The 19,368-nt window shown below is 42.7% G+C and carries 18 protein-coding genes and 1 pseudogene; 11 read left to right on the top strand and 8 right to left on the bottom strand.

What is annotated here, in order from left to right; genetic code table 11:
* Positions 1-275 precede the first annotated feature (275 nt).
* A complete protein-coding gene (locus DIU38_RS18690; protein ID WP_112654819.1) occupies positions 276-2,552 on the top strand; it encodes a glycosyltransferase family 4 protein in 2,277 nt (758 codons plus the stop codon).
* Positions 2,553-3,557 carry a glycosyltransferase family 4 protein gene (locus DIU38_RS18685; RefSeq protein ID WP_112654818.1) on the top strand — a complete coding sequence of 335 codons (1,005 nt, stop codon included), beginning with the start codon at positions 2,553-2,555 and terminating at the stop codon, positions 3,555-3,557.
* Positions 3,558-3,635: 78 nt separating this feature from the next.
* Here the strand turns inward: DIU38_RS18685 and DIU38_RS18680 are convergent, their stop codons facing one another.
* The 5 genes from DIU38_RS18680 to yihA form a co-directional block, all read right to left on the bottom strand.
* Positions 3,636-5,339 (bottom strand): M3 family oligoendopeptidase, encoded by a 1,704-nt coding sequence (locus tag DIU38_RS18680; RefSeq protein ID WP_112654817.1) that lies wholly within the window; start codon positions 5,337-5,339, stop codon positions 3,636-3,638.
* A 179-nt stretch (positions 5,340-5,518) separates the two neighbouring features.
* Positions 5,519-6,445 carry an NAD-dependent epimerase/dehydratase family protein gene (locus tag DIU38_RS18675; protein ID WP_091172607.1) on the bottom strand — a complete coding sequence of 309 codons (927 nt, stop codon included), beginning with the start codon at positions 6,443-6,445 and terminating at the stop codon, positions 5,519-5,521.
* Between the two features lie 159 nt (positions 6,446-6,604).
* On the bottom strand, positions 6,605-7,210 hold the full coding sequence (locus DIU38_RS18670; RefSeq protein ID WP_112654816.1) for a Crp/Fnr family transcriptional regulator: 606 nt from the start codon (positions 7,208-7,210) through the stop codon (positions 6,605-6,607).
* Positions 7,198-8,052: a UbiA-like polyprenyltransferase gene (locus tag DIU38_RS18665; protein ID WP_112654815.1), complete on the bottom strand. Its 855-nt coding sequence runs from the start codon at positions 8,050-8,052 to the stop codon at positions 7,198-7,200. The genes DIU38_RS18670 and DIU38_RS18665 overlap by 13 nt, the downstream gene beginning before the upstream one ends.
* Positions 8,049-8,690, bottom strand: coding sequence for a ribosome biogenesis GTP-binding protein YihA/YsxC (yihA, locus tag DIU38_RS18660; protein ID WP_112654814.1), 642 nt, complete (start codon positions 8,688-8,690; stop codon positions 8,049-8,051). Before yihA ends, DIU38_RS18665 begins: the two co-directional genes overlap by 4 nt.
* 148 nt (positions 8,691-8,838) lie before the next feature.
* Here yihA and DIU38_RS18655 point away from each other — a divergent pair, with 148 nt between their 5' ends.
* Positions 8,839-9,327, top strand: a complete 489-nt coding sequence (locus DIU38_RS18655; RefSeq protein WP_091172596.1) for a VOC family protein — start codon at positions 8,839-8,841, stop codon at positions 9,325-9,327.
* A gap of 232 nt (positions 9,328-9,559) precedes the next feature.
* On the opposite strand, the gene DIU38_RS18650 is transcribed toward DIU38_RS18655, so the two are convergent.
* Positions 9,560-10,285, bottom strand: a complete 726-nt coding sequence (locus DIU38_RS18650; protein WP_208809191.1) for a 3-keto-disaccharide hydrolase — start codon at positions 10,283-10,285, stop codon at positions 9,560-9,562.
* Between the two features lie 23 nt (positions 10,286-10,308).
* On the bottom strand, positions 10,309-11,679 hold the full coding sequence (locus DIU38_RS18645; RefSeq protein WP_112654812.1) for a Gfo/Idh/MocA family protein: 1,371 nt from the start codon (positions 11,677-11,679) through the stop codon (positions 10,309-10,311).
* A gap of 373 nt (positions 11,680-12,052) precedes the next feature.
* On the opposite strand from DIU38_RS18645, the pseudogene ubiE reads away from it, so the two are divergent.
* The 6 genes and pseudogenes from ubiE (at position 12,053) to DIU38_RS18615 (ending at position 16,649) form a co-directional block, all read left to right on the top strand.
* Positions 12,053-12,720 (top strand): annotated as a pseudogene (gene ubiE, locus DIU38_RS18640) (bifunctional demethylmenaquinone methyltransferase/2-methoxy-6-polyprenyl-1,4-benzoquinol methylase UbiE).
* Positions 12,717-13,451 (top strand): type IX secretion/gliding motility protein PorT/SprT, encoded by a 735-nt coding sequence (porT, locus tag DIU38_RS18635; protein ID WP_112654810.1) that lies wholly within the window; start codon positions 12,717-12,719, stop codon positions 13,449-13,451. The pseudogene ubiE and the gene porT overlap by 4 nt, the downstream one beginning before the upstream one ends.
* A 175-nt stretch (positions 13,452-13,626) precedes the next feature.
* Positions 13,627-14,385, top strand: a complete 759-nt coding sequence (locus DIU38_RS18630; RefSeq protein ID WP_112654809.1) for an SDR family oxidoreductase — start codon at positions 13,627-13,629, stop codon at positions 14,383-14,385.
* Positions 14,386-14,546: 161 nt separating this feature from the next.
* Complete coding sequence (locus tag DIU38_RS18625) at positions 14,547-14,996, top strand: GatB/YqeY domain-containing protein (RefSeq protein ID WP_091172583.1); 450 nt, start codon at positions 14,547-14,549, stop codon at positions 14,994-14,996.
* Between the two features lie 216 nt (positions 14,997-15,212).
* Complete coding sequence (locus DIU38_RS18620; RefSeq protein WP_090531932.1) at positions 15,213-15,986, top strand: alpha/beta fold hydrolase; 774 nt, start codon at positions 15,213-15,215, stop codon at positions 15,984-15,986.
* Positions 15,987-16,649, top strand: coding sequence for a CBS domain-containing protein (locus DIU38_RS18615; protein ID WP_112654808.1), 663 nt, complete (start codon positions 15,987-15,989; stop codon positions 16,647-16,649).
* A gap of 105 nt (positions 16,650-16,754) precedes the next feature.
* Here the strand turns inward: DIU38_RS18615 and DIU38_RS18610 are convergent, their stop codons facing one another.
* Positions 16,755-17,417 carry a response regulator transcription factor gene (locus DIU38_RS18610; RefSeq protein ID WP_112654807.1) on the bottom strand — a complete coding sequence of 221 codons (663 nt, stop codon included), beginning with the start codon at positions 17,415-17,417 and terminating at the stop codon, positions 16,755-16,757.
* Between the two features lie 262 nt (positions 17,418-17,679).
* Between DIU38_RS18610 and DIU38_RS18605 the strand changes: the two genes are divergently transcribed.
* Together DIU38_RS18605 and porG are read left to right on the top strand one after the other, a co-directional pair.
* A complete protein-coding gene (locus DIU38_RS18605; RefSeq protein ID WP_112654806.1) occupies positions 17,680-18,561 on the top strand; it encodes an NAD kinase in 882 nt (293 codons plus the stop codon).
* 9 nt (positions 18,562-18,570) lie between these two features.
* Positions 18,571-19,356 carry a type IX secretion system protein PorG gene (gene porG / locus DIU38_RS18600; protein ID WP_112654805.1) on the top strand — a complete coding sequence of 262 codons (786 nt, stop codon included), beginning with the start codon at positions 18,571-18,573 and terminating at the stop codon, positions 19,354-19,356.
* Positions 19,357-19,368 lie beyond the last annotated feature (12 nt).

Below are 19,368 nucleotides of genomic sequence, written 5' to 3'. Positions count from 1 at the left end.
CTCATCCCTTTATCGAACTGATAACATTTACAACAAATGCTTTATCCCTGTAACTTGCCTGTTACAACCGGCTAATAATGTTGCTGGATTTAAGTTTGAATTAAATTGGTATAGTTTATGCATTTGTACAGATGTCTATGAAAATGCTGCTTTGAATGTGTCAAAAGCAATAATTAAGGTCACTTATTGCACTTTTTTGTAGTCATTCAGTTTTTACAATTAATTAAATTTTTTGTAAAACGGATCAATACAAAGCATCTATACACAATCAACATATGAAAATAGCATATATATCAACCTATCCCCCCCGCGAATGCGGTCTTGCAACATTTAATAATAATTTGATGCGTGCCATCAGTTCAAATTTTCCTGAAAGGCACACCTTAGCACAAAATGGCTTTGTTGTGGCACTTAATGATTCGGAAAACCTGCAGGAATATGAATATCCGGAGGAAGTTAAATATATCATTCGCCAAAATCACCAGAAAGATTATATCCGTGCGGCCAATTATATCAACACCAGTAATGCCGATGTATGTATTATGGAGCATGAGTTTGGCATTTACGGCGGCGAAAGCGGCATTTATATTTTACCGCTGATCAATCGTCTTGAAAAGCCGCTGATATCCATTTTACACACGGTATTGAAAGACCCGAGTTATGTGCAGCGCATCATTATCCGCGAAATTGCCGAGCAATCATCAAAGGTTGTGGTGATGAGTAAACGTGCTGTAGATTTCCTGACCGATATTTATGAGATCCCTGCCGATAAGATCCAGATCATAGAGCATGGCGTACCTGATGTGGAGGCCCCTGCCGAGAACCCGGTTAAAAGCTTGTCGTCTTTTAAAAACAAAAGGGTGATGTTAACCTTCGGTTTGCTAAGCCGCAACAAAGGTTTGGAAACCGTAATAAAAGCATTGCCTAAAATAGTAGCGAAACATCCTGATGTGATGTACGTGGTATTGGGTAATACACATCCCGGGGTTATCAAAAGTTCGGGCGAGGAGTATCGCGATCATTTGAAATCGCTTGCAGCGCAGTTAGGGGTGTCAAAGAACCTGGCATTTATTGCCAAATTTGTGTCGGAAGAGGAATTGGTAAATTATTTAACTGCCTGCGAAATTTACGTAACACCATATTTAAACGAAGCACAGATCACCAGCGGTACGCTATCATACGCTGTTGGTGCAGGTGCAGCAGTAGTTTCAACTCCGTACTGGCATGCTACAGAATTGCTGGCGGAAAAGCGCGGCAGGTTATTTGATTTTAAAAATTCGGAAGCGCTGGCCGATATCGTTATTGAATTGCTTGATCAGGACCGTGTGCTGAACGAACTGAAAGAAAACGCTTACCAATATGGCCTGCATTTACGATGGCCGGTTATCGGTGCCGAATTTATTAAGGTGGCGCAGGAATCAATGGTTCGGTATGACTTTAGTGACAAGATTCTGCGTAACAGCATTGTTGATCCGGAGATCCTGCCAAAGTTCAGCTTGACACACGTGTTACGGCTTACCGACGATACCGGGATTGTACAACATGCCAAGTATGGGATCCCGAATTTAAAAGAAGGGTATTGTTTGGATGATAACGCCCGTGCGCTCATTATGGCACTAATGGCTTATCAGCGTAACGGAAGCAGGGAAGCATTTGAACTGCTGCCTATTTACCTGAGCTATATCCACTATATGCAAACTGATGATGGTAACTTCCGCAACTTCCTGAGTTTTGACAGGCGCTACCTGGACGAGGTTGGGTCGGAAGATTCATTTGGCCGTACCATTTGGGCTCTTGGTCATTTGATTGGCTGTGCGGCCAGCAATTCATATCGTGAATTCGCCCTGGAGATCTTCCATAAATCGGTGCCGCATTTTTCAGCGCTGAAACATTTAAGGGGTGTGGCAAATACTATAATTGGTATCAGTCTTTACCTGCAGGTTTACCCTACAGATGAGGGTATGGTTAAAATATTGGCCAACCTTACCCAGCCATTAATTGATGCTTATAACAACACCCAGTCTGATGATTGGCAATGGTTTGAGGAAAAGATGACTTACGATAACGCCATCCTTCCGCTGGCCTTACTGCACTCATGCGAGATTACCGGTAATGAAGAAGCCAGGAAAATAGCTTTGGCAACCATGGCTTTCCTTGATCAGCTTACATTATCAAACGGATATTTAAGTCCTGTTGGTAATGATGGCTGGTATTACCGTGGCGGCACATTCCCTACATTTGATCAACAGGCTATTGAAACTATGGCTATGGTGCTGATGCATTTCCAGGCATACCAGATCTTCAGGATACCGCAATACATTGAAAAAATGTTCCTGAGCTATAAGTGGTTCCTGGGCGAAAATACTTTGCGGGCACCACTGTATGACCATGAAACAAAAGGCTGCTGCGATGGTTTGCTGCCTGGCGGCATTAACCGTAACCAGGGAGCTGAAAGTACACTGGCTTATCTGATATCGCACCTTACGGTGTTGAAAGCCTTTGAGCTGGAATATGAGTACAATAAATACGGCCAAAAAATGCAGATCTGTTAAATGAAGGTAGCTGTATTAGCCCCTGTTGCCTGGCGTACGCCGCCCAGGCACTACGGGCCCTGGGAGCAAATAGCATCAAACATAACCGAAGGGATCATCAAAATGGGGGCGGAGGTAACACTCTTCGCCACGGGCGATTCGATAACCGCGGGTAAACTTGATGCTATTTGCGAGACGGGTTACGAGGAAGACAGAACGCAGGATGCCAAAGTGCTGGAATGCCTGCATATCAGTAACCTGATGGAAAAGGCCGGTCAGTTCGACATTATTCATAATAACTTTGACTTTTTGCCGCTTACATACTCAGGCCTGATTAAAACGCCGTTACTCACTACCATTCACGGGTTTTCATCATCAAAGATCATCCCTGTTTATAAAAAATATAATAGCCGGGGGCATTACGTTTCTATCAGCAATGCCGACCGTAGTCCTGAGCTTGATTATTTAGCCACGGTATACAACGGCCTCGATACCCGTGATTTTCAGTTTTATGAACAGCCGCATGATTACCTGTTGTACTTCGGTCGTATCCATCCCGATAAAGGAACTGCCGAAGCTATCGATATCGCCAAAAAAAGTAAACGGAAATTACTGATAGCCGGTATAGTTCAGGATACAAACTACTTTAAGGAAAAGATAGAGCCATTGTTTTGTGCTGATGTGGAGTATATAGGCCATGCCGGGCCTGATAAGCGCCGGGAGCTTTTAGGCAGAGCTTATGCACTGTTGCATCCCATCAGCTTTGATGAACCTTTTGGCTTGAGTGTGGCTGAAGCAATGCTGTGCGGTACGCCAGTCATTGCTTTTAACCGAGGCTCGATGCCAGAATTAATCAAAAACGCACAGACCGGCTTTTTGGTTAATACGGTTGATGAAGCCGCCGAAGCAGTTGGCTGGCTCCGTCAGATTAGCAGGGCTGATTGTTATAACTGGGCAAATTCGCAGTTTTCGAGCGATAAAATGGTGAAGGATTATTGGGAGTTGTATAATAGGGTATTGGATTAAAAGCAAAAACTGCCGCGGCAGACAGGTATAAAATAACAAAAGCGCCATTGGCGCTTTTGTTATTTATGAAAGAAAATTTTAATTCAATTTATCCAACTCTGCTTTAACAAACTCAGCCAGCTCTTTTACATAGGCAGCGCTAAAGTCAAACTTGATCCCTGCGGTTTCGTAAATCTCTTTAATAGTTTTAGTGTAACCGAGTTTAAGGGCGTCTAAATATTGTTGCAAGCCCTTTTCCGGATTTTCTTTGTAGTTTTTCCATACAGCGATAGCGCCTAACTGGGCCATGCCGTATTCGATATAGTAAAATGGCACCTCGAAGATGTGCAGCTGTTTTTGCCAAAGATTTGCCAATGCTTCGCGATGTTCGCTCCAATCGGCAAAACCTGCGCCGAATGGCTCAAAGATCTCGATCCAGGCGGTTGTGCGGTCGGCATCGGTATGGTCAGGGTTGGTATAGATCCAATGCTGAAACTGATCGACAACGGCCACCCAGGGCAGGGTTTTCAATACGTCAACTAATTGATCACGTTTAGCGCGTTTAAGATCTTCTTCATTATCAAAATACACATTCCAGTTATCCATCGAGATCAGCTCCATCGACATGGAGGCTAATTCGGCAACTTCGGATGGGCAATGTTTAAAATCATTCAGTTCCAGATCGGCAGTAAGGAAAGTGTGTACCGCGTGACCGCCTTCATGTACCATAGTAGTTAAATCGCGGAAGGTATTGGCCGAATTCATAAAAATAAAAGGTGCGCCGGTTTCGGCCAGTGGATAGTTGTAACCACCCGGGGCTTTGCCTTTACGGCTTTCCACATCAAACAAGCCGTTATCTTTCATGATCTCCAAACGTTCGCCTAAATAACGATTGATGTTGCTGAAGCACTGGATAGATTTTTCGATCAGGTCTTCGCCATTCTGAAATGGTTTAAGGGCTGGTTTGCCTGAAATATCCACATCCATATCCCATGGCTTAAGGGCAGGTAAGTGCAAAGCCTCGCGGCGCTTTTCGGCTTGGGTTCTTAGAATAGGCACTATTTCGGTTTCGATAGCTGCATGAAAAGCATAACAATCCTGCGGGGTATAATCGAAACGGCCTAAAGCCTGGAACATATAATCGCGGAAGTTTTCAAAATTGGCGTTTGTTGCTACTGTGTGACGAAGCTTACGCAAATGGTCGAAAAGTTCATCGAGTTTGTCTTTATCCTGTAAACGGCGGCTGGTGATCTTTTCCCAAACTTCCTGGCGTTTAGCACGATCAGTGCCTTTTAAAAATACGGAGGCTTGTTCTAAAGTAAATTCCTTATCATCAACATGAACAGACATGGAACCGGTTATAGATTGGTACTTCTGCTGTTCCACCTGGATTTCGGTTTGTACCGGGATATTTTCCTCGCGGAAAAGTTCCAATGCTTTTTTTACGGCCCGTAAAAAAATAAAATATTTTTCGCCATCCAGTTTATCAACAAACGCGCTGGCAACCAGCTTTTTGTTCAGTTCGTTACTATATGGAGCAATTTTGGGCTCAATTTCGGTAGCAAAGTACTGGAACTTTTGAAGCAGGTCTTCGCTGGTGGTATCGCAGGTCATGCGGATATAGCGCCATGCAAAATCTTCTTCCAAAGCTGCTTCCAGCTCACTTTTATCGCGCAGCCATTTCTCCAGTTCTTCAACTGAGTGGATTGGACGATCTAATAATTCTTTATAAAAAGGCTCAAGGGTTTCCCATTTAATATCAAGGGAAGCCGGGATATATGTTCTTGTTTTTTTGTGGATCATGATTTTTAGATGTGCAGATATGCGTATGTGCAAATGTGCAGATTATGGTTGGAGAAGTGCAAATAATACACGTTTAAATGTGTTTTATTTGATAAAAGAAAAGTAAAAAGTCCGCAAGGAGCAACAGCAACTTGCGGACTTTAATAAATTAAAAAAACTTAAGACTAAAGGCTTTTGACTTAAGACTTATGAAGCGTTTTCGATATCTCAGTTATCGCATCCTCGTAGCTTGTTGGTTTAAAGTTGAACGCTTTCTCAAATTTGCTGCTGTCGAAAATATAATCGTGATCGTACTGGTAATACATTTCTACAGTACCCATTACCACCTTTTTAAATAAACCGAACAGCCACAGCATTACTTTATTAACGCGTGTATATTTTGGTTCAACTTTATAAATCTTGGCGGCAATATCCAAAAACTGTTTACCGGTGATGGCCGGCGGAGTAGGGAGGTGCCAGATCTGATTGCCGCTATTGGGATTTTGACCAAGCATGAACATAGCTTTACCTGCATCGGGCACATAAATAAAATTGTGTTTACAATCCGGATTGCCTATCCATTGCGCGTTTTGTTTTTTGGCGTAATTGCTCAGCACCATCATATCAATAAAGCTGTTGACCGGGGCGCCATAAAAATCAGGTGCGCGGGCTATGGTTGCGTTGATATTGCCGGCTTTAACTTCATTCATGAGCATTTCGGCGATGCCCGCTCTTATTTCGCCTTTAACGCTGCTGGGTTTATACGGGGTATCTTCGGTCATGGAGCCGTTAACCAGTCCGTACATGTAAACGTTATCAAAAAATATTAAACGGGCACCGGTGGCTTTGGTAACATTGATCACATTTTGCATGATCACCGGCCATTGCGCCCGCCAGATGTCTTTATCATAAACCAGGCCGGCCACGAGATAAATTACTGTCGATCCTTTTGCTGCCGACAGTACTTCATCGTAATTGAGCAGGTCGGCTTTTTGCCAGGTTACTTTATCATTATTATTTGTGTTAACCGGTTTGCGGCTAACTAAACGGATGGTTTCGTTATGGTTGATTAATTCTTTGGTGAGGATGTTTGCTACCGGACCGCCGGCTCCTAATATAGTATGCATGATCTTTTTTCGTTTTGTGTATTACAAAGGTAGGCCGCCTTTGTAAATCAAAACGTTAACAAAAGATAAGGAATTTCACCTCTCCTAAATCCTCTCCAAAGGAGAGGACTTTAAAATGTATGCTTTTCTCCCTCTCCTTTGGAGAGGGTTGGGGTGAGGTCAGGCGCTTATCTTCATGATCCTTCTCCTGATCCGCGAGAGCGAAACCGGAGTGATCCCTAAATAATTGGCAATATAATGCTGGGGGATGCGGTACAAGGCTTCGCCACCTGTTTGTAAAAGATCGGCATAACGTTCTTCGGGCGATTGAGTGATAAAGGAAGTAATACGTTCTTCGTAACAGATAAGATAGTGTTCGGCTGTTAATCTCCCAAAACGCTCCATCTTAAAACCGAGCAGCTCATTCATGCAAGCTTGTTTCAGATTATTGTGGCTTAAATTCACTATCACCGAATCTTCAAGCGCCTGGATATAATTTGCCGCCGGTGTGCGGGTAAGGAAACTTTTGTATGAGCTTAGCATTTCATCTTCAAAGCTGAAATAGCCGGTTATTTCCTCGCCGTCTTTAACATGATAATAGCGTACAGATCCTTTTACCACCAGGCCGATATGATCGCATACTTTACCGGCCTCTACATAAAACCTTTTCTTTTTTAAGGCATCTACCGTTAGGTATTGCGATAAAGCTTGCCACTCTTCATCAGTAAGCGGAACATATCTTTCAAAATACTGCCGAAACTTTTGGAGGGCGGTTAGTGAATCCATATCCTGTCGAGCAAAAACAATACAGCAAATACTACGCTGGCAATGCCATTGGTAGTCATAAAAGCAAAGTTAACGCGGCTCAGGTCGTTTGGTTTTACAAGCAGGTGCTGGTAAACAAGCATGGCGCAAAAAAACGCGATACCAATGTAGTACAGGAAGCCTACCTGAGTTTCAAATGCCGGCATCATAATGAAAACGGCCGAAAGCACATGTAAAAAGGTAGATAGTCTTAAGGCGTTCACTTTACCTAAATACGCCGGGATAGAGTGCAGGTTTTGGCTTCGGTCAAAATCTTCATCCTGCAGGGCGTAAATAATATCAAAGCCGCTTACCCAGCAAAGTACGGATAGTGAAAAGAATATAGGTGTAAGGGCAAACTGACCGGTAACCACTAAGTAAGCGCCGATAGGAGCAAGCGATAAACCCAATCCCAATACCAGATGGCAGAGTGCGGTAAAACGTTTGGTTGCGCTGTAGCCCATTACCACAAATAAAGCTACCGGCGATAAAAAGAAACAAAGCCTGTTGATGAACCAGGTAGCTGTAATAAACAGCAGGCAGTTGATAATAACAAATGTTAAAGCAGCTTTTGGGCTGATCCGGCCGGCTGGGATATCGCGCTGTTTGGTACGTGGGTTTTGAATGTCGATATCCCTGTCAAGGTAGCGGTTAAAGGCCATTGCCGAATTACGGGCAAATACCATACATAAAACCATCAAAACCAGCTTAAGCCAGTCGAAATGATACTGGGTTGTGGTTACTGCCAAAAAGAAGCCGATAAATGCAAACGGCATGGCAAAAATGGTATGGGCGAAGGTTACTAAGGATAAGTATTTTTTCATTGTTTATTATTCTCAAGAGGGGAACTAAAAAACTGCGGTACTTCAAAATTTTGATTTACTGCATCAATAAACTCAAGTATCTCTTCGCGGCCTTGCTGTGTTTCCGACGATGTGATGAAAAACTGCGGCATTTCATCAAATGTAGCCAGCAGGGCTTTCCTGAATTTGGCAATGCTTTGGTCTGTTTTAATGCTCGATTGTTTATCGGCCTTGGTAAATACCAGCACAAATGAAAGGCCTTTTTCGCCCAGCCAGTTGCAAAATTCAAGGTCGATCTTTTGTGGCTCGAGACGACTGTCTATCAACACCATTACACATTGCAGGCTTTCGCGCTTGTCCAGGTAAGTATGGATGAACTTATCCCATTTGGCTTTTTCCGTTTTTGATGCGCGGGCATAGCCATAACCGGGTAAATCGACAATGTACCAGCCCTCGTTGATCAGGAAATGATTGATCAGCTGCGTTTTGCCGGGAGTTTGCGACGTTTTAGCAAGACCCTTTTTACCAGTTAATGTATTGATAAGGGATGATTTGCCCACATTTGAGCGCCCGATAAAAGCGTACTCCGCTTTAACGGGTGGAGGTAACTTGCTTACCTGGCTATTGCTGCAAATAAATTCGGCCGATTTTACGATCATTCTGCAAAGGTAGTATTTTTACTTAATGCGTTCATTGCGGTAATAGTATGGAATAAATAGCCATTGCTTATTTATAAGCTTGTTTTACAATAGGAAAACAAAAAGTAGCGCAATAATAATTAAATTTGATGTTTGAACATGTAATTATATGAACGATTATAAAATACCCGCCCAAACCCGCATTGGTCACGTACACTTAAAAGTAAGCGACCTGCAAAAATCTCTTGATTTTTACTGTGGTTTGTTAGGCTTTGAAAAAATGGTGATGTACGGCGATCAGGCTGCATTTATATCTGCAGGTGGTTATCACCATCATATTGGCTTAAATACCTGGCATAGCAAAGGCGCTTCACCAGCCCCGGAATACGCACCGGGCTTATACCATACTGCCATCTTATATCCCGAAAGAAAAGACCTGGCCATTATACTTAAAAGGCTGATTGATGCCCGTTACAATATTACAGGAGCATCTGATCATGGTGTATCTGAAGCCATCTATCTTAACGATCCCGATCAAAACGGGGTTGAGCTCTACTGGGATCGCCCCAAAGAACAATGGCCTGTAGATCAGGAAGGGAATTTGACCATGTTTACCCGCAGGCTGGATATAGAAAATTTACTGCAACTGGCTAATTAACAGATAAAAAGCAAACAAAAAAACTCATTGTGGGTTATATATTCAACGGGGGATCAAAAGATAATCAATCTTTCCCGGTCATTGGGAGGCGGAACGGCGAAGCAGTCCTCTGCCGGCGATATTGCATGGTTGCCTGCTGTTAAGGATTGCTTCGTACCCCAATGAGTTTTTTGATAAAGATAAAACCGTTGCGCGAAGGTACGAAGCAAAAACTATAAATTTTATAATTCCTTTATTTTAATGCTCCTGAAATAAGCTTTATGCCATGGTCCTGCAGAGCGATTAAGCCGGTTTTGGCGTTGCCATAGTCGGGATAATCTTTCCATTTACCTTCGGCTTTTTTCCTTTTCCAGTCGCTGGTCCAGGCTTCAAAAGCTAAAATCTTTTTGCCGTTGAGCCAGTGTTCAACATGCCCGTTGTTGAAAATAATTTTACTGGTGTTCCAGGTGCCAACCGGGGCTACTTTTTTTGAGGCGTTTGGCAGGTACATGGCATAATCACAGCCTGTCTTTTGCCAGTCTTCCAATTTTTCGGGCCAGCCGGCATCGTCAATGATCTGGTATTCGGGGCCGGTTTCATAAGGGCCGTGGTATTTCGGATCTTCAACCACATGGTATATTACACCGCTGTTACTGCCTTTTTCTATTTTCCATTCCCATGAAAGCTCAAAATTGGTATAAGCTTTATCGGTTACTATATCTCCGCCGGTATCACCCTGCGCTGCACCAAGACAAACCAGGGCACCGTCAACAATGGTCCAGTTTTTTACCGGACCCTTTTTGTTGAAGCCATGCCAGCCTTTTAACGTTTTGCCATCAAATAAATTTATCCAGGTACCTTTTGCAGGAGTAGCCTGTTTAGGAAGTTTAGCCTTATGAACCGGAATCCCTGACGTTTGTACGCAAACTAAGCCTGCAGCAGCCAGTGCCAAACCCAATTTTTTAAACCTTTGTTTCATAATAAGGTATTTGCTGTGATCTGTTATTTTTTGACAACCTGCATTTTTTCCGGATCCCAGAACATGGGGCTGTTATTGTAATAGCTGTCATTACACAGCAGGGCAGGGGCTGCCGCACGATAGCCAAATATCGCATCTTCAGTTACCTTGCCTTTATTGCGGATAGCGGTAAAAAAGTTCACCATATGATCATACGGCCCGCCTTTGTATCCTTTTTCGGCATCATATGTGATCTCTTCGGGCGGTAGCATTTTTTTGCGTTCGGCATAACCGCTACCTGCTTTTTTTAGTTTATCAAGATAGAATGGGTCATCAGAATCCATCACTTTATTGCGTTTAAGCGTCACTTTATCCCATGTTATATCCATTGAGCCTTCGCTGCCTACCAGTTTAAGGTAAGTTGTGCCGCTGGTGCCATCCACAAAGTTACACCGTAACGAAAGGTTAAAGGCCGGGTGTGCCTGTGTTTTACCATAATCAAAAGTGCCTAAAAGTACATCAGGTACTTCGCGGCCATCATTCCAGAAACGTAAGCCGCCGGATGCATAAATTTTGTTAGGGCCAACTGAATCGGTTATAAAATGGAGGCTTGAAAAAAGGTGAACAAAAAGGTCGCCCGCCATGCCTGTACCATAGTCGGTATAATTTCTCCAGCGGAAAAAGCGTTTTTCATCAAACGGACGATTTTTAGTATTGCTGATATAAGTTTCCCAATCAACAGTTTGAGGCGAGGCATCTTCAGGGATAGGGTATTGCCAGACCTCAAGCGGCGCGCGGCGGGCCCAGAAACCTTCGGCATAGTTTAATTCGCCAATAGCACCGCTTTTTAATAACTCGTGTGCTTTTTCATTGCCTAATGATGATACCCCCTGGCTGCCTACCTGGAATATCATTCCTGTTTCTTTTTGCGCTTTGATCACCGCCGGCCCTTCGGTAATGGCATGAACCATCGGTTTTTCGCAATACACATGTTTACCGGCATGCATCGCATCAACAGAAATTTGCTGGTGCCAGTGATCTGGTGTGGCAATGATTACGGCGTCAATGTCTTTACGGTTCAGGATCTCTTTGTAAACCCGGGTAGTAAAAATGTCGGTTCCCCAGCGGGTCTTGGCATCTTTTAAGCGACCGTCATACAAATCGCATACGGCTACCAGTTTAACACCGGGCACCTGCAGGGCGGTGATGGTATCCTGGGTACCCATACCACCGGCGCCAATGAGGGCGATGTTTACCTGGTCGTTAGGGCTGTTGCCGATGAGGCGTTTTTGGATGGAAAAAGATTTGGCCTGGCTTTGGCTGGCTAAAAAGCCCGATCCGGCCGCTACGGCCGCGGTTGCTGTGGTTAGTTTTTTAATAAAACTGCGGCGCGAGGATTCTTGTTCGTCTTTCATAAGGATAAGGAAACAAATTTTAAATGTGATTTGCCGGGACTACCGGCCGAAATTGGTTTCTAAAAATAGTGAATTGACTTAACATTTACATAATTAGCGCAACTTAATATCGATTTAGTAACAGCGAGGAGCATAGGCAACTCAGCTGGTCTACACTTAGCTGAAGAACGAAAACCACGCTTTGCGAAGCAGAGAGGAGTGACGGGCGCAGCGAAGTAGGGATGAGTTAACTTGTCAGCCCTGTTTCAGTATTCACTTTCAGCTTTCTTAATATTAAAGCATTCACTATACAATCATTATCTTTGCTGCGATGAGCAAAACCATAACACCGTACCATGACGAGCAGGCTACCAAAAAAGAACAGGTAGCAGATATGTTCAACAATATATCAAAAACCTATGATTTCCTTAACCATTTCCTGTCACTTGGTATTGATATCATTTGGCGTAAAAAAGCCATCAACGAATTAAAAAAGGATAAACCAAAGCTGATACTGGACGTTGCTACCGGCACCGGCGATTTTGCTTTTGAGGCTTTATCTATCCTGAAACCTGAAAAAATTATTGGTGTTGATATTTCAAGGGGGATGCTTGACATCGCGGAGCAAAAAATAGCGAAACGGGGTTTTAGCGATAAATTTGCTGTAAAACTGGGCGATTCGGAAAAACTGCCGTTTGAGGGCGCGGAGTTTGACGCTGTTACGGTTGCCTACGGTGTACGTAATTTTGAAAACCTGGAAAAAGGCCTTGCTGATATAATTCGGGTGCTAAAACCCGGAGGAAAGGTGGTGGTGCTTGAGTTTTCAAAGCCTAAAGTATTTCCGGTAAAGCAGTTATATAATTTTTACTTCAGCTATATTACCCGGGTATTGGTAAATTGTTCAGCAAAGATGCAAGAGCATACAGCTATTTACCGGAGTCGGTAGCTGCTTTTCCGGATGGGCAGGCTTTTGTGGGTTTGATGGATAAAGTAGGCTTTAAGAATACCAAATGCAGGCCTTTAACGTTTGGTATCTGTTCAATATACACCGGTATTAAATGATTATAAACCGTTACCTGCTTGTAGTTGTACTTATTTTTAGCAGCAATTTATTGTTTGCGCAGCATGTACCGGCATGGGGTGGCGGCGCCGATCAGCAGGATCTGAGCTTTGGTTTCAGTTTTACTTACGTAAGCATCGATTTTAAAATTGTTAACCAGCCCAATTTTCGCAACGCGTTTTTAGATGAGAACGGTGTGCAGGTTAAAGGGCCGCTTAACAGCATCAGCTCAAAAAGTTCACCGGCTTTCGGAGTAGGTTTTTTGACCCGGTACAGGATCACCGAGCACCTTGAGGTACGCACCACACCGTCATTAATTTTTGCCGACAGGGCTTTGCATTATTCTTATGTCGATCCGTCGGAAGATGTGGATAAAAAAATACAAACCACTTCGGTGGACGTTCCCCTGCAATTGAAATTAAAATCAGACAGGTTGGGCGATTTCAGGGCTTATGTTGTAGGCGGCCTGAAATACACCCAGGCCATAGGATCTAAGAAAAACGCGGATGCGAATCTTGACCTTTCGGAGAAGCTGGTTAAAAACGTAGGTGGCTTTGCCTCGTATGAGGCGGGCGTGGGTTGTGATATTTATTTTGAATTTTTTAAGCTTTCGCCCGAGATTAAGATCTCCAATTCGTTAGGCAACGTGTTGATGCGCGAGTATAACCCCTACTCGGCGCCCCTCAGCAGGTTGGGCTTACACACCATTATGTTTAGCTTGATTTTTGAGTAGAATGTAATTTTCCTAAATCTCGCGCTCATTTATAATGAGAGCGTAAAATAGACTTGCGTTTTCAACCCGATATTGGGGTGGGTAAAATCCTCCCTTTCAAAAAACATCCTTACTCCCAACCGACAATATTTTAAAGTAAAAAACATAATTTCGCTGTTTATAGTTATCAATATCTATGAGTAAGATTGCCTTAATTACAGGAGCTACCGCCGGCATTGGCGAGGCATGTGCACACGTTTTTGCCCGCGAAGGCTATGACCTGGTATTAACCGGTCGCCGGTTAGATAGGTTGGAGAAACTGGCCAAACACCTGAATGATAAGTATAACGTAGAAGTTGCGGTTTCGTCATTTGATGTGCGTAACCGCGAAGATACCATTAACAACCTGGAAGCTTTGCCGGCCGAATGGAGGAAAGTGACGGTATTGGTTAACAACGCCGGTTTAAGCCAGGGGCTTGATCCTATTCAAAAAGGCAGTATTGATGATTGGGAAACCATGATTGATACCAATATCAAGGGCCTGCTGTATGTAAGCCGGGTGGTATCAAACTGGATGATAGAAAATGGTAAGGGGCACATTATAAATCTTGGCTCGATTGCCGGTAAGGAAGTTTATGCTAACGGAAATGTATATTGCGCTACCAAACATGCAGTTGATGCTTTAAATAAAGGTATGCGGATTGATCTTTTACCCCATGGTATTAAGGTAACGGCGATACATCCGGGAGCTGTGGAAACCGAGTTTTCGGAGGTGCGCTTTAAGGGTGATAAGGAAAGGGCCAAAAAAGTTTATGATGGTTTTAAACCATTGGTGGCCGAAGATGTGGCCGAAACCATCTGGTTCATTGCATCACGACCGGCACATGTTAACATTAATGACCTGGTTATCATGCCTACAGCACAAGCCAACGCAGGTACGATATTCAGAGGGTAGGAGGGAAGTCTGAAGTCGGAAAGTCAGTAAAGTCCGAAAGTAAGACAAGGCTGCTTTATTAACCAAACAAATCCTTCGGACTTCCGGACATCGGATTTCCGGACTAAAAAGAAAAAATTCCGGACTTTCCGACATCGGAATTCCGGACTAACATAAAACATATGTCGTTAATTACACAAATAGACCAGGACATTAAACTGGCCATGCTTGCCAAGCAGGCAGATCGTTTACAGGGGTTGCGTGCCATCAAATCGGCGTTGCTTTTGGCTAAAACCGAAAAAGGCGCTGCAGATGAACTAACCGAGGATGCTGAAATTAAAGTATTGCAAAAGCTGGTAAAACAGCGTAAGGAATCGGCCGATATTTATAAGGAGCAAAATCGCGACGACTTGTACCAGGTGGAAATAGCCGAAATGCTGGTTATTGAAGAATACCTTCCGCAACAAATGAGCAAGTTTGAAATTGAAGGCTACCTTGAAGAGCTTATTGGCAGGATAGGCGCTACATCCGTAAAAGATATGGGCCGCGTAATGGGTATGGCCAGTAAAGAGCTTGCAGGCAAGGCCGATGGTAAAACAATATCAGAGGTGGTTAAACAGTTATTAGGTTAAGTTTTTACCATTTAATAGTACAGCGTTTTTTTGTGCAATGTTGTGTTAATGTTAATCTTATTAATAAAAGCTTAACATTACTACATTGGTAAATAATTACTATACTTGCTAAATGTCGTTCGTAATAAACTAATTTTACAGCGGAATAACAGGAAATTGTACTGAAAGCGATTTTGGTATAAGATAAGTTTGAAAAATTAATTTTTAATATTTTATATGGAGTTCGTGCTTAAAGAGGAACACGGTTTTAGTTACATCGATGAGGGCGAAGGAGAGGTGCTGTTACTGTTGCATGGTTTAATGGGGGCGTTGAGCAATTGGGATGGTGTTATTAATGAGTTTAAATCAAAGTACAGGGTTATTATCCCCATGCTGCCTGTTTATGACATGCCGCTGATCAGTACCGGGGTAAAAAGTTTATCGAAATTTGTACATAAGTTTATAAAGTTTAAAAAGCTTAGCAATATTACCTTATTGGGTAACTCGCTTGGCGGGCATGTGGCATTAGTTTATTTAACCACGCATCCCGAAAACATCAGGGCCCTTGTTTTAACTGGTAGCTCGGGCTTATATGAAAATGCTTTCGGCGGCTCTTTTCCGCGCAGGGAGAGTATTGATTTTGTGCGCGAAAAAGTGCAATTTACATTTTACGATCCGGCTATTGCCACCGATGAGTTGGTGCTTGATGTTTTTCAGACCATTAACGACAGGCATAAGGTGATCCGCTTGCTGGCCATGGCAAAATCGGCCATCAGGCACAACATGAAAAAAGATCTGCATAAGATCACCATCCCGGTATCTTTGATATGGGGACGAAATGACAAGATCACCCCGCCTGAGGTAGCTGTTGAATTTCATGAGCTGCTGCCCGACTCGGAACTTCATTGGATTGACAAATGCGGTCATGCACCTATGATGGAGCACCCGGAAGAATTTAATACATTACTTAAACAGTTTTTAGCTAAATTAGAAACCAAAGTAAATGCATAGATGATAGCACTTGACCTGATAGCTGACTCGATACCGCCGGTACACACTTCTGATACCATTCAGAAAGTGCTTGACCGTATGATTGAGTTTCGCCTCAGGCATTTGCCTATTGTAAATGAAGAGCAGTTTTTAGGTTTGCTTGCCGAGGATGACCTGATAGCCGAAAGTGATTATCAAACACCCATAGGTGCGCTGGCCCTTTCGTTGGTTAATCCCTACGTGCTGGAAGATCAGCATATTTATGATGTTATCCGCCTGTTTTATGAGCAGCAGCTCTCTGTTGTGCCTGTGCTTGATGCCAAAAAAAACTATCTTGGGTTGATATCTATTAACGCCATTACAGAATATTTTGCTCAAATAACTTCTGTATCGCAACCGGGAGGTATTATTGTACTGGAGATCAACAATAAAAATAATTCGCTTGCGCACATGGCGCAGATAGTTGAGTCAGACAACGCGCAGGTCCTGAGCTCCTATGTTCAGTCCTTTCCCGATTCAACCCGGATGGAAGTAACGCTTAAAATCAACAAGCAGGATATTTCGGCTATAACTGCCAGTTTCCTTCGATACGAGTATGACATCAAAGCTACGTTTAATCACACCGATATCAGCGATGCCACCCGCGACAGGTATGATTCGCTCATGAATTACCTTAATTTGTAGTATTAAGTCGGAAGTTTTAAGTCCTGAGCCTAAAGTCTTAAGTCGATATCGTGGATTATTTTACCAAATATTGAGACTTAAAACCTAAGACTACTGATTTAAAACTTAAACCAAATTATAAGCCTGCGCAAACATCACTGCATCATAATTATTTTTCAGGTGCAGTTTGTTCTTGATGTTTTTACGGTGCGTTTCGGCCGTAGCCGGGGCTATGAACAGTTTCGCACTTATCTCCGCAGAACTCATACCCATGGCAATATATTTCAGAATTTCTTTTTCGCGCCGGGTAAGCGTTAAAAATAACAGGTTATTATGGCGTAAAAAAGCGTTCTCATTCATAAGCCTGTTTACCTTGGTTGTAATATGATGCACAGGATCAAGCCTGCTGGCAATGGTTAACAGATATGCAGCATCGCCCGCTTCATTGCGTGCAAAAACTTTGGTATTGCTCACAAATAACTGCCATTCGGGGTTATCAGGTACACGTACCTGCTGAAAGTAGGATACCTGCTCCTGTGTTTTGCTTTTTATCAGATGCAAAATTTTGGGTACGTATTCGTTGCTGTCTTCAGTGTTAAAATATTTAACGTGATATGTTTCAGGGCCCATGGCCTGCAGTTCATCAAGTGTGGTGCCCAGTATATCGAGACCTACACTGTTCATATACACTATCTGTAGCGTTTCAACCTCATGAATTATTAATGCAGAAGGAAGGTCATCAGCTATTGACTGTATATCCGATAGTTTTTGGGTAAAAGTTTTATCCATCAATAAAATAACCGTTGTTTAAATATTGGTAAGGTAGGCCAAAATAGTTAAACTTAATTATTTTACTTTGAAGTTATTTATCTGTTAAAGCAATTAAAATGACTTTATTAGGAAATATAAGCAAACAATAGTGCACAATTTGCCATTATAATAAAAATGTATGATGATGGATGGATTGTAGTATTTAGTTTATGCGGTATTAATTATTTATGCCTTGCTGCATTAATGTACTTTCAAAGTTCGATATTCGCTTTTTTAAAAAATGAAAATAGCAGTTTACGGCAGGCCGTTTAATGAGCCATCTGTTTTACCTTTTATACAGCAGGTTTTTGATAACCTTGCACAGCATGGTGTTGATATTTATGTACACCAGCAACTCCACGAATATTTGCAGGATAAACTAACCACAGTGCAATATAAAGTGTTGCGCCCCGCCGAAACCTTAAAAGACTTTATTGATATTTTTATAACGCTTGGAGGCGATGGTACCCTGCTTGATACGGTTACCTTGATTCGCGATTCGGGAATCCCTGTTATTGGTATAAACTTTGGCCGCCTGGGCTTTTTGGCCAGTGTTAATAAAAGTGATATTACGGCAGCCATTCATGCCGTGGTGAACAGGCAGTTTACCTGCGATTGCCGCGAATTGCTTACCGTTGACTCGAACCCTAATGTTTTTGGCAGCAATAATTTTGCCCTTAATGATGTAACCATCCATAAGCGCGATGATGCCGCCATGATCATAACCCATGTATTTTTGAACGATGAGTTTTTAAATTCATACTGGGGCGATGGTATTATCATCTCAACATCAACCGGCTCAACAGCTTATTCATTAAGCTGCGGAGGGCCTATTATTTTTCCGCAATCAAATAGCATAGTAGTAACCCCGGTATCGCCCCATAACCTTAACGTGCGGCCTATAGTGATCCCTGATACCAGCAAACTTTGTTTTGAGGTGGAAAGCCGTAGTGCCAATTATATCATCTCCTGCGATTCGCGGACGGAAGTTTTAGATCAAACAGTTAAGTTTCATGTTCAAAAAGCCAGTTTTCAGTTAAATTTAATTCGTCTTAGTAATGAAAGCTATTTAACTACGTTAAGAAATAAACTGCTTTGGGGCCTTGATGCCCGTAATTACTAAATTTGATTAATGCCTAAATTTCTACTTTTTGCCATATTCTTGTTTTTAACTTATCAGCTGCGGGCCCAAACCTGGGAAATAGGCGGATCGATAGGCGGTGCGGGGTACATAGGTGATCTTAACCCCAATAACCCTGTTAAAGTAAGCGGCGTTTCGGCGGGTATCTTTGGTAAAAGAAATTTTGATGGCTATTTTTCGGCTAAACTGAATATCGACGTTGGTAATATATCAGCTTATGACAATCGGTCCGGCTATCAGCAGTTTCGTGATCGTAACCTCAATTTTAAAGATCAATTGCGGGAGGTAAGTGTTATTGGCGAGTTTAACTTTATGAACTATATCCCCGATGCCGGACGAAACAAATACACCCCTTATATATTTACAGGTATTGGTGTTGCATCTTACGCGCCGCGTGCACAGGATTTTGATGGGCACGAGATTGGGTTAAGACAGCTAAAAACCGAAGGCCAGGCTAAGCCTTATGGTAATAACACTGTCGTAATTCCATATGGTTTAGGTATCAAGTATAATTTATCCGGTAAGTTTACAGTTATGGCCGATATGGGTTACCGCTATGCATTTACAGATTACCTGGATGATGTAAGCGGTGTATATGCCGATAAAAGCAAAATGACCACGACCGGCGCTTTACTTTCTGATCGTTCGGGCGAAAAAACCGGCAATTATATTGGCACCGTTGGTTCCCAGCGCGGCGACTTTAAATCGCATGATACCTACTTCTTCCTTAACTTTACAATCTCATTTACTTTTGTAACAGCAAACTGCTACTTCTAATTACATCAGGCC

The organism is Mucilaginibacter metallidurans (assembly GCF_003286435.2).
Taxonomy (GTDB): Bacteria; Bacteroidota; Bacteroidia; order Sphingobacteriales; family Sphingobacteriaceae; genus Mucilaginibacter; species Mucilaginibacter gossypii.
Note: the sequence above shows the minus strand (reverse complement) of the source record. Positions and strands in the feature narration are given on the sequence as shown.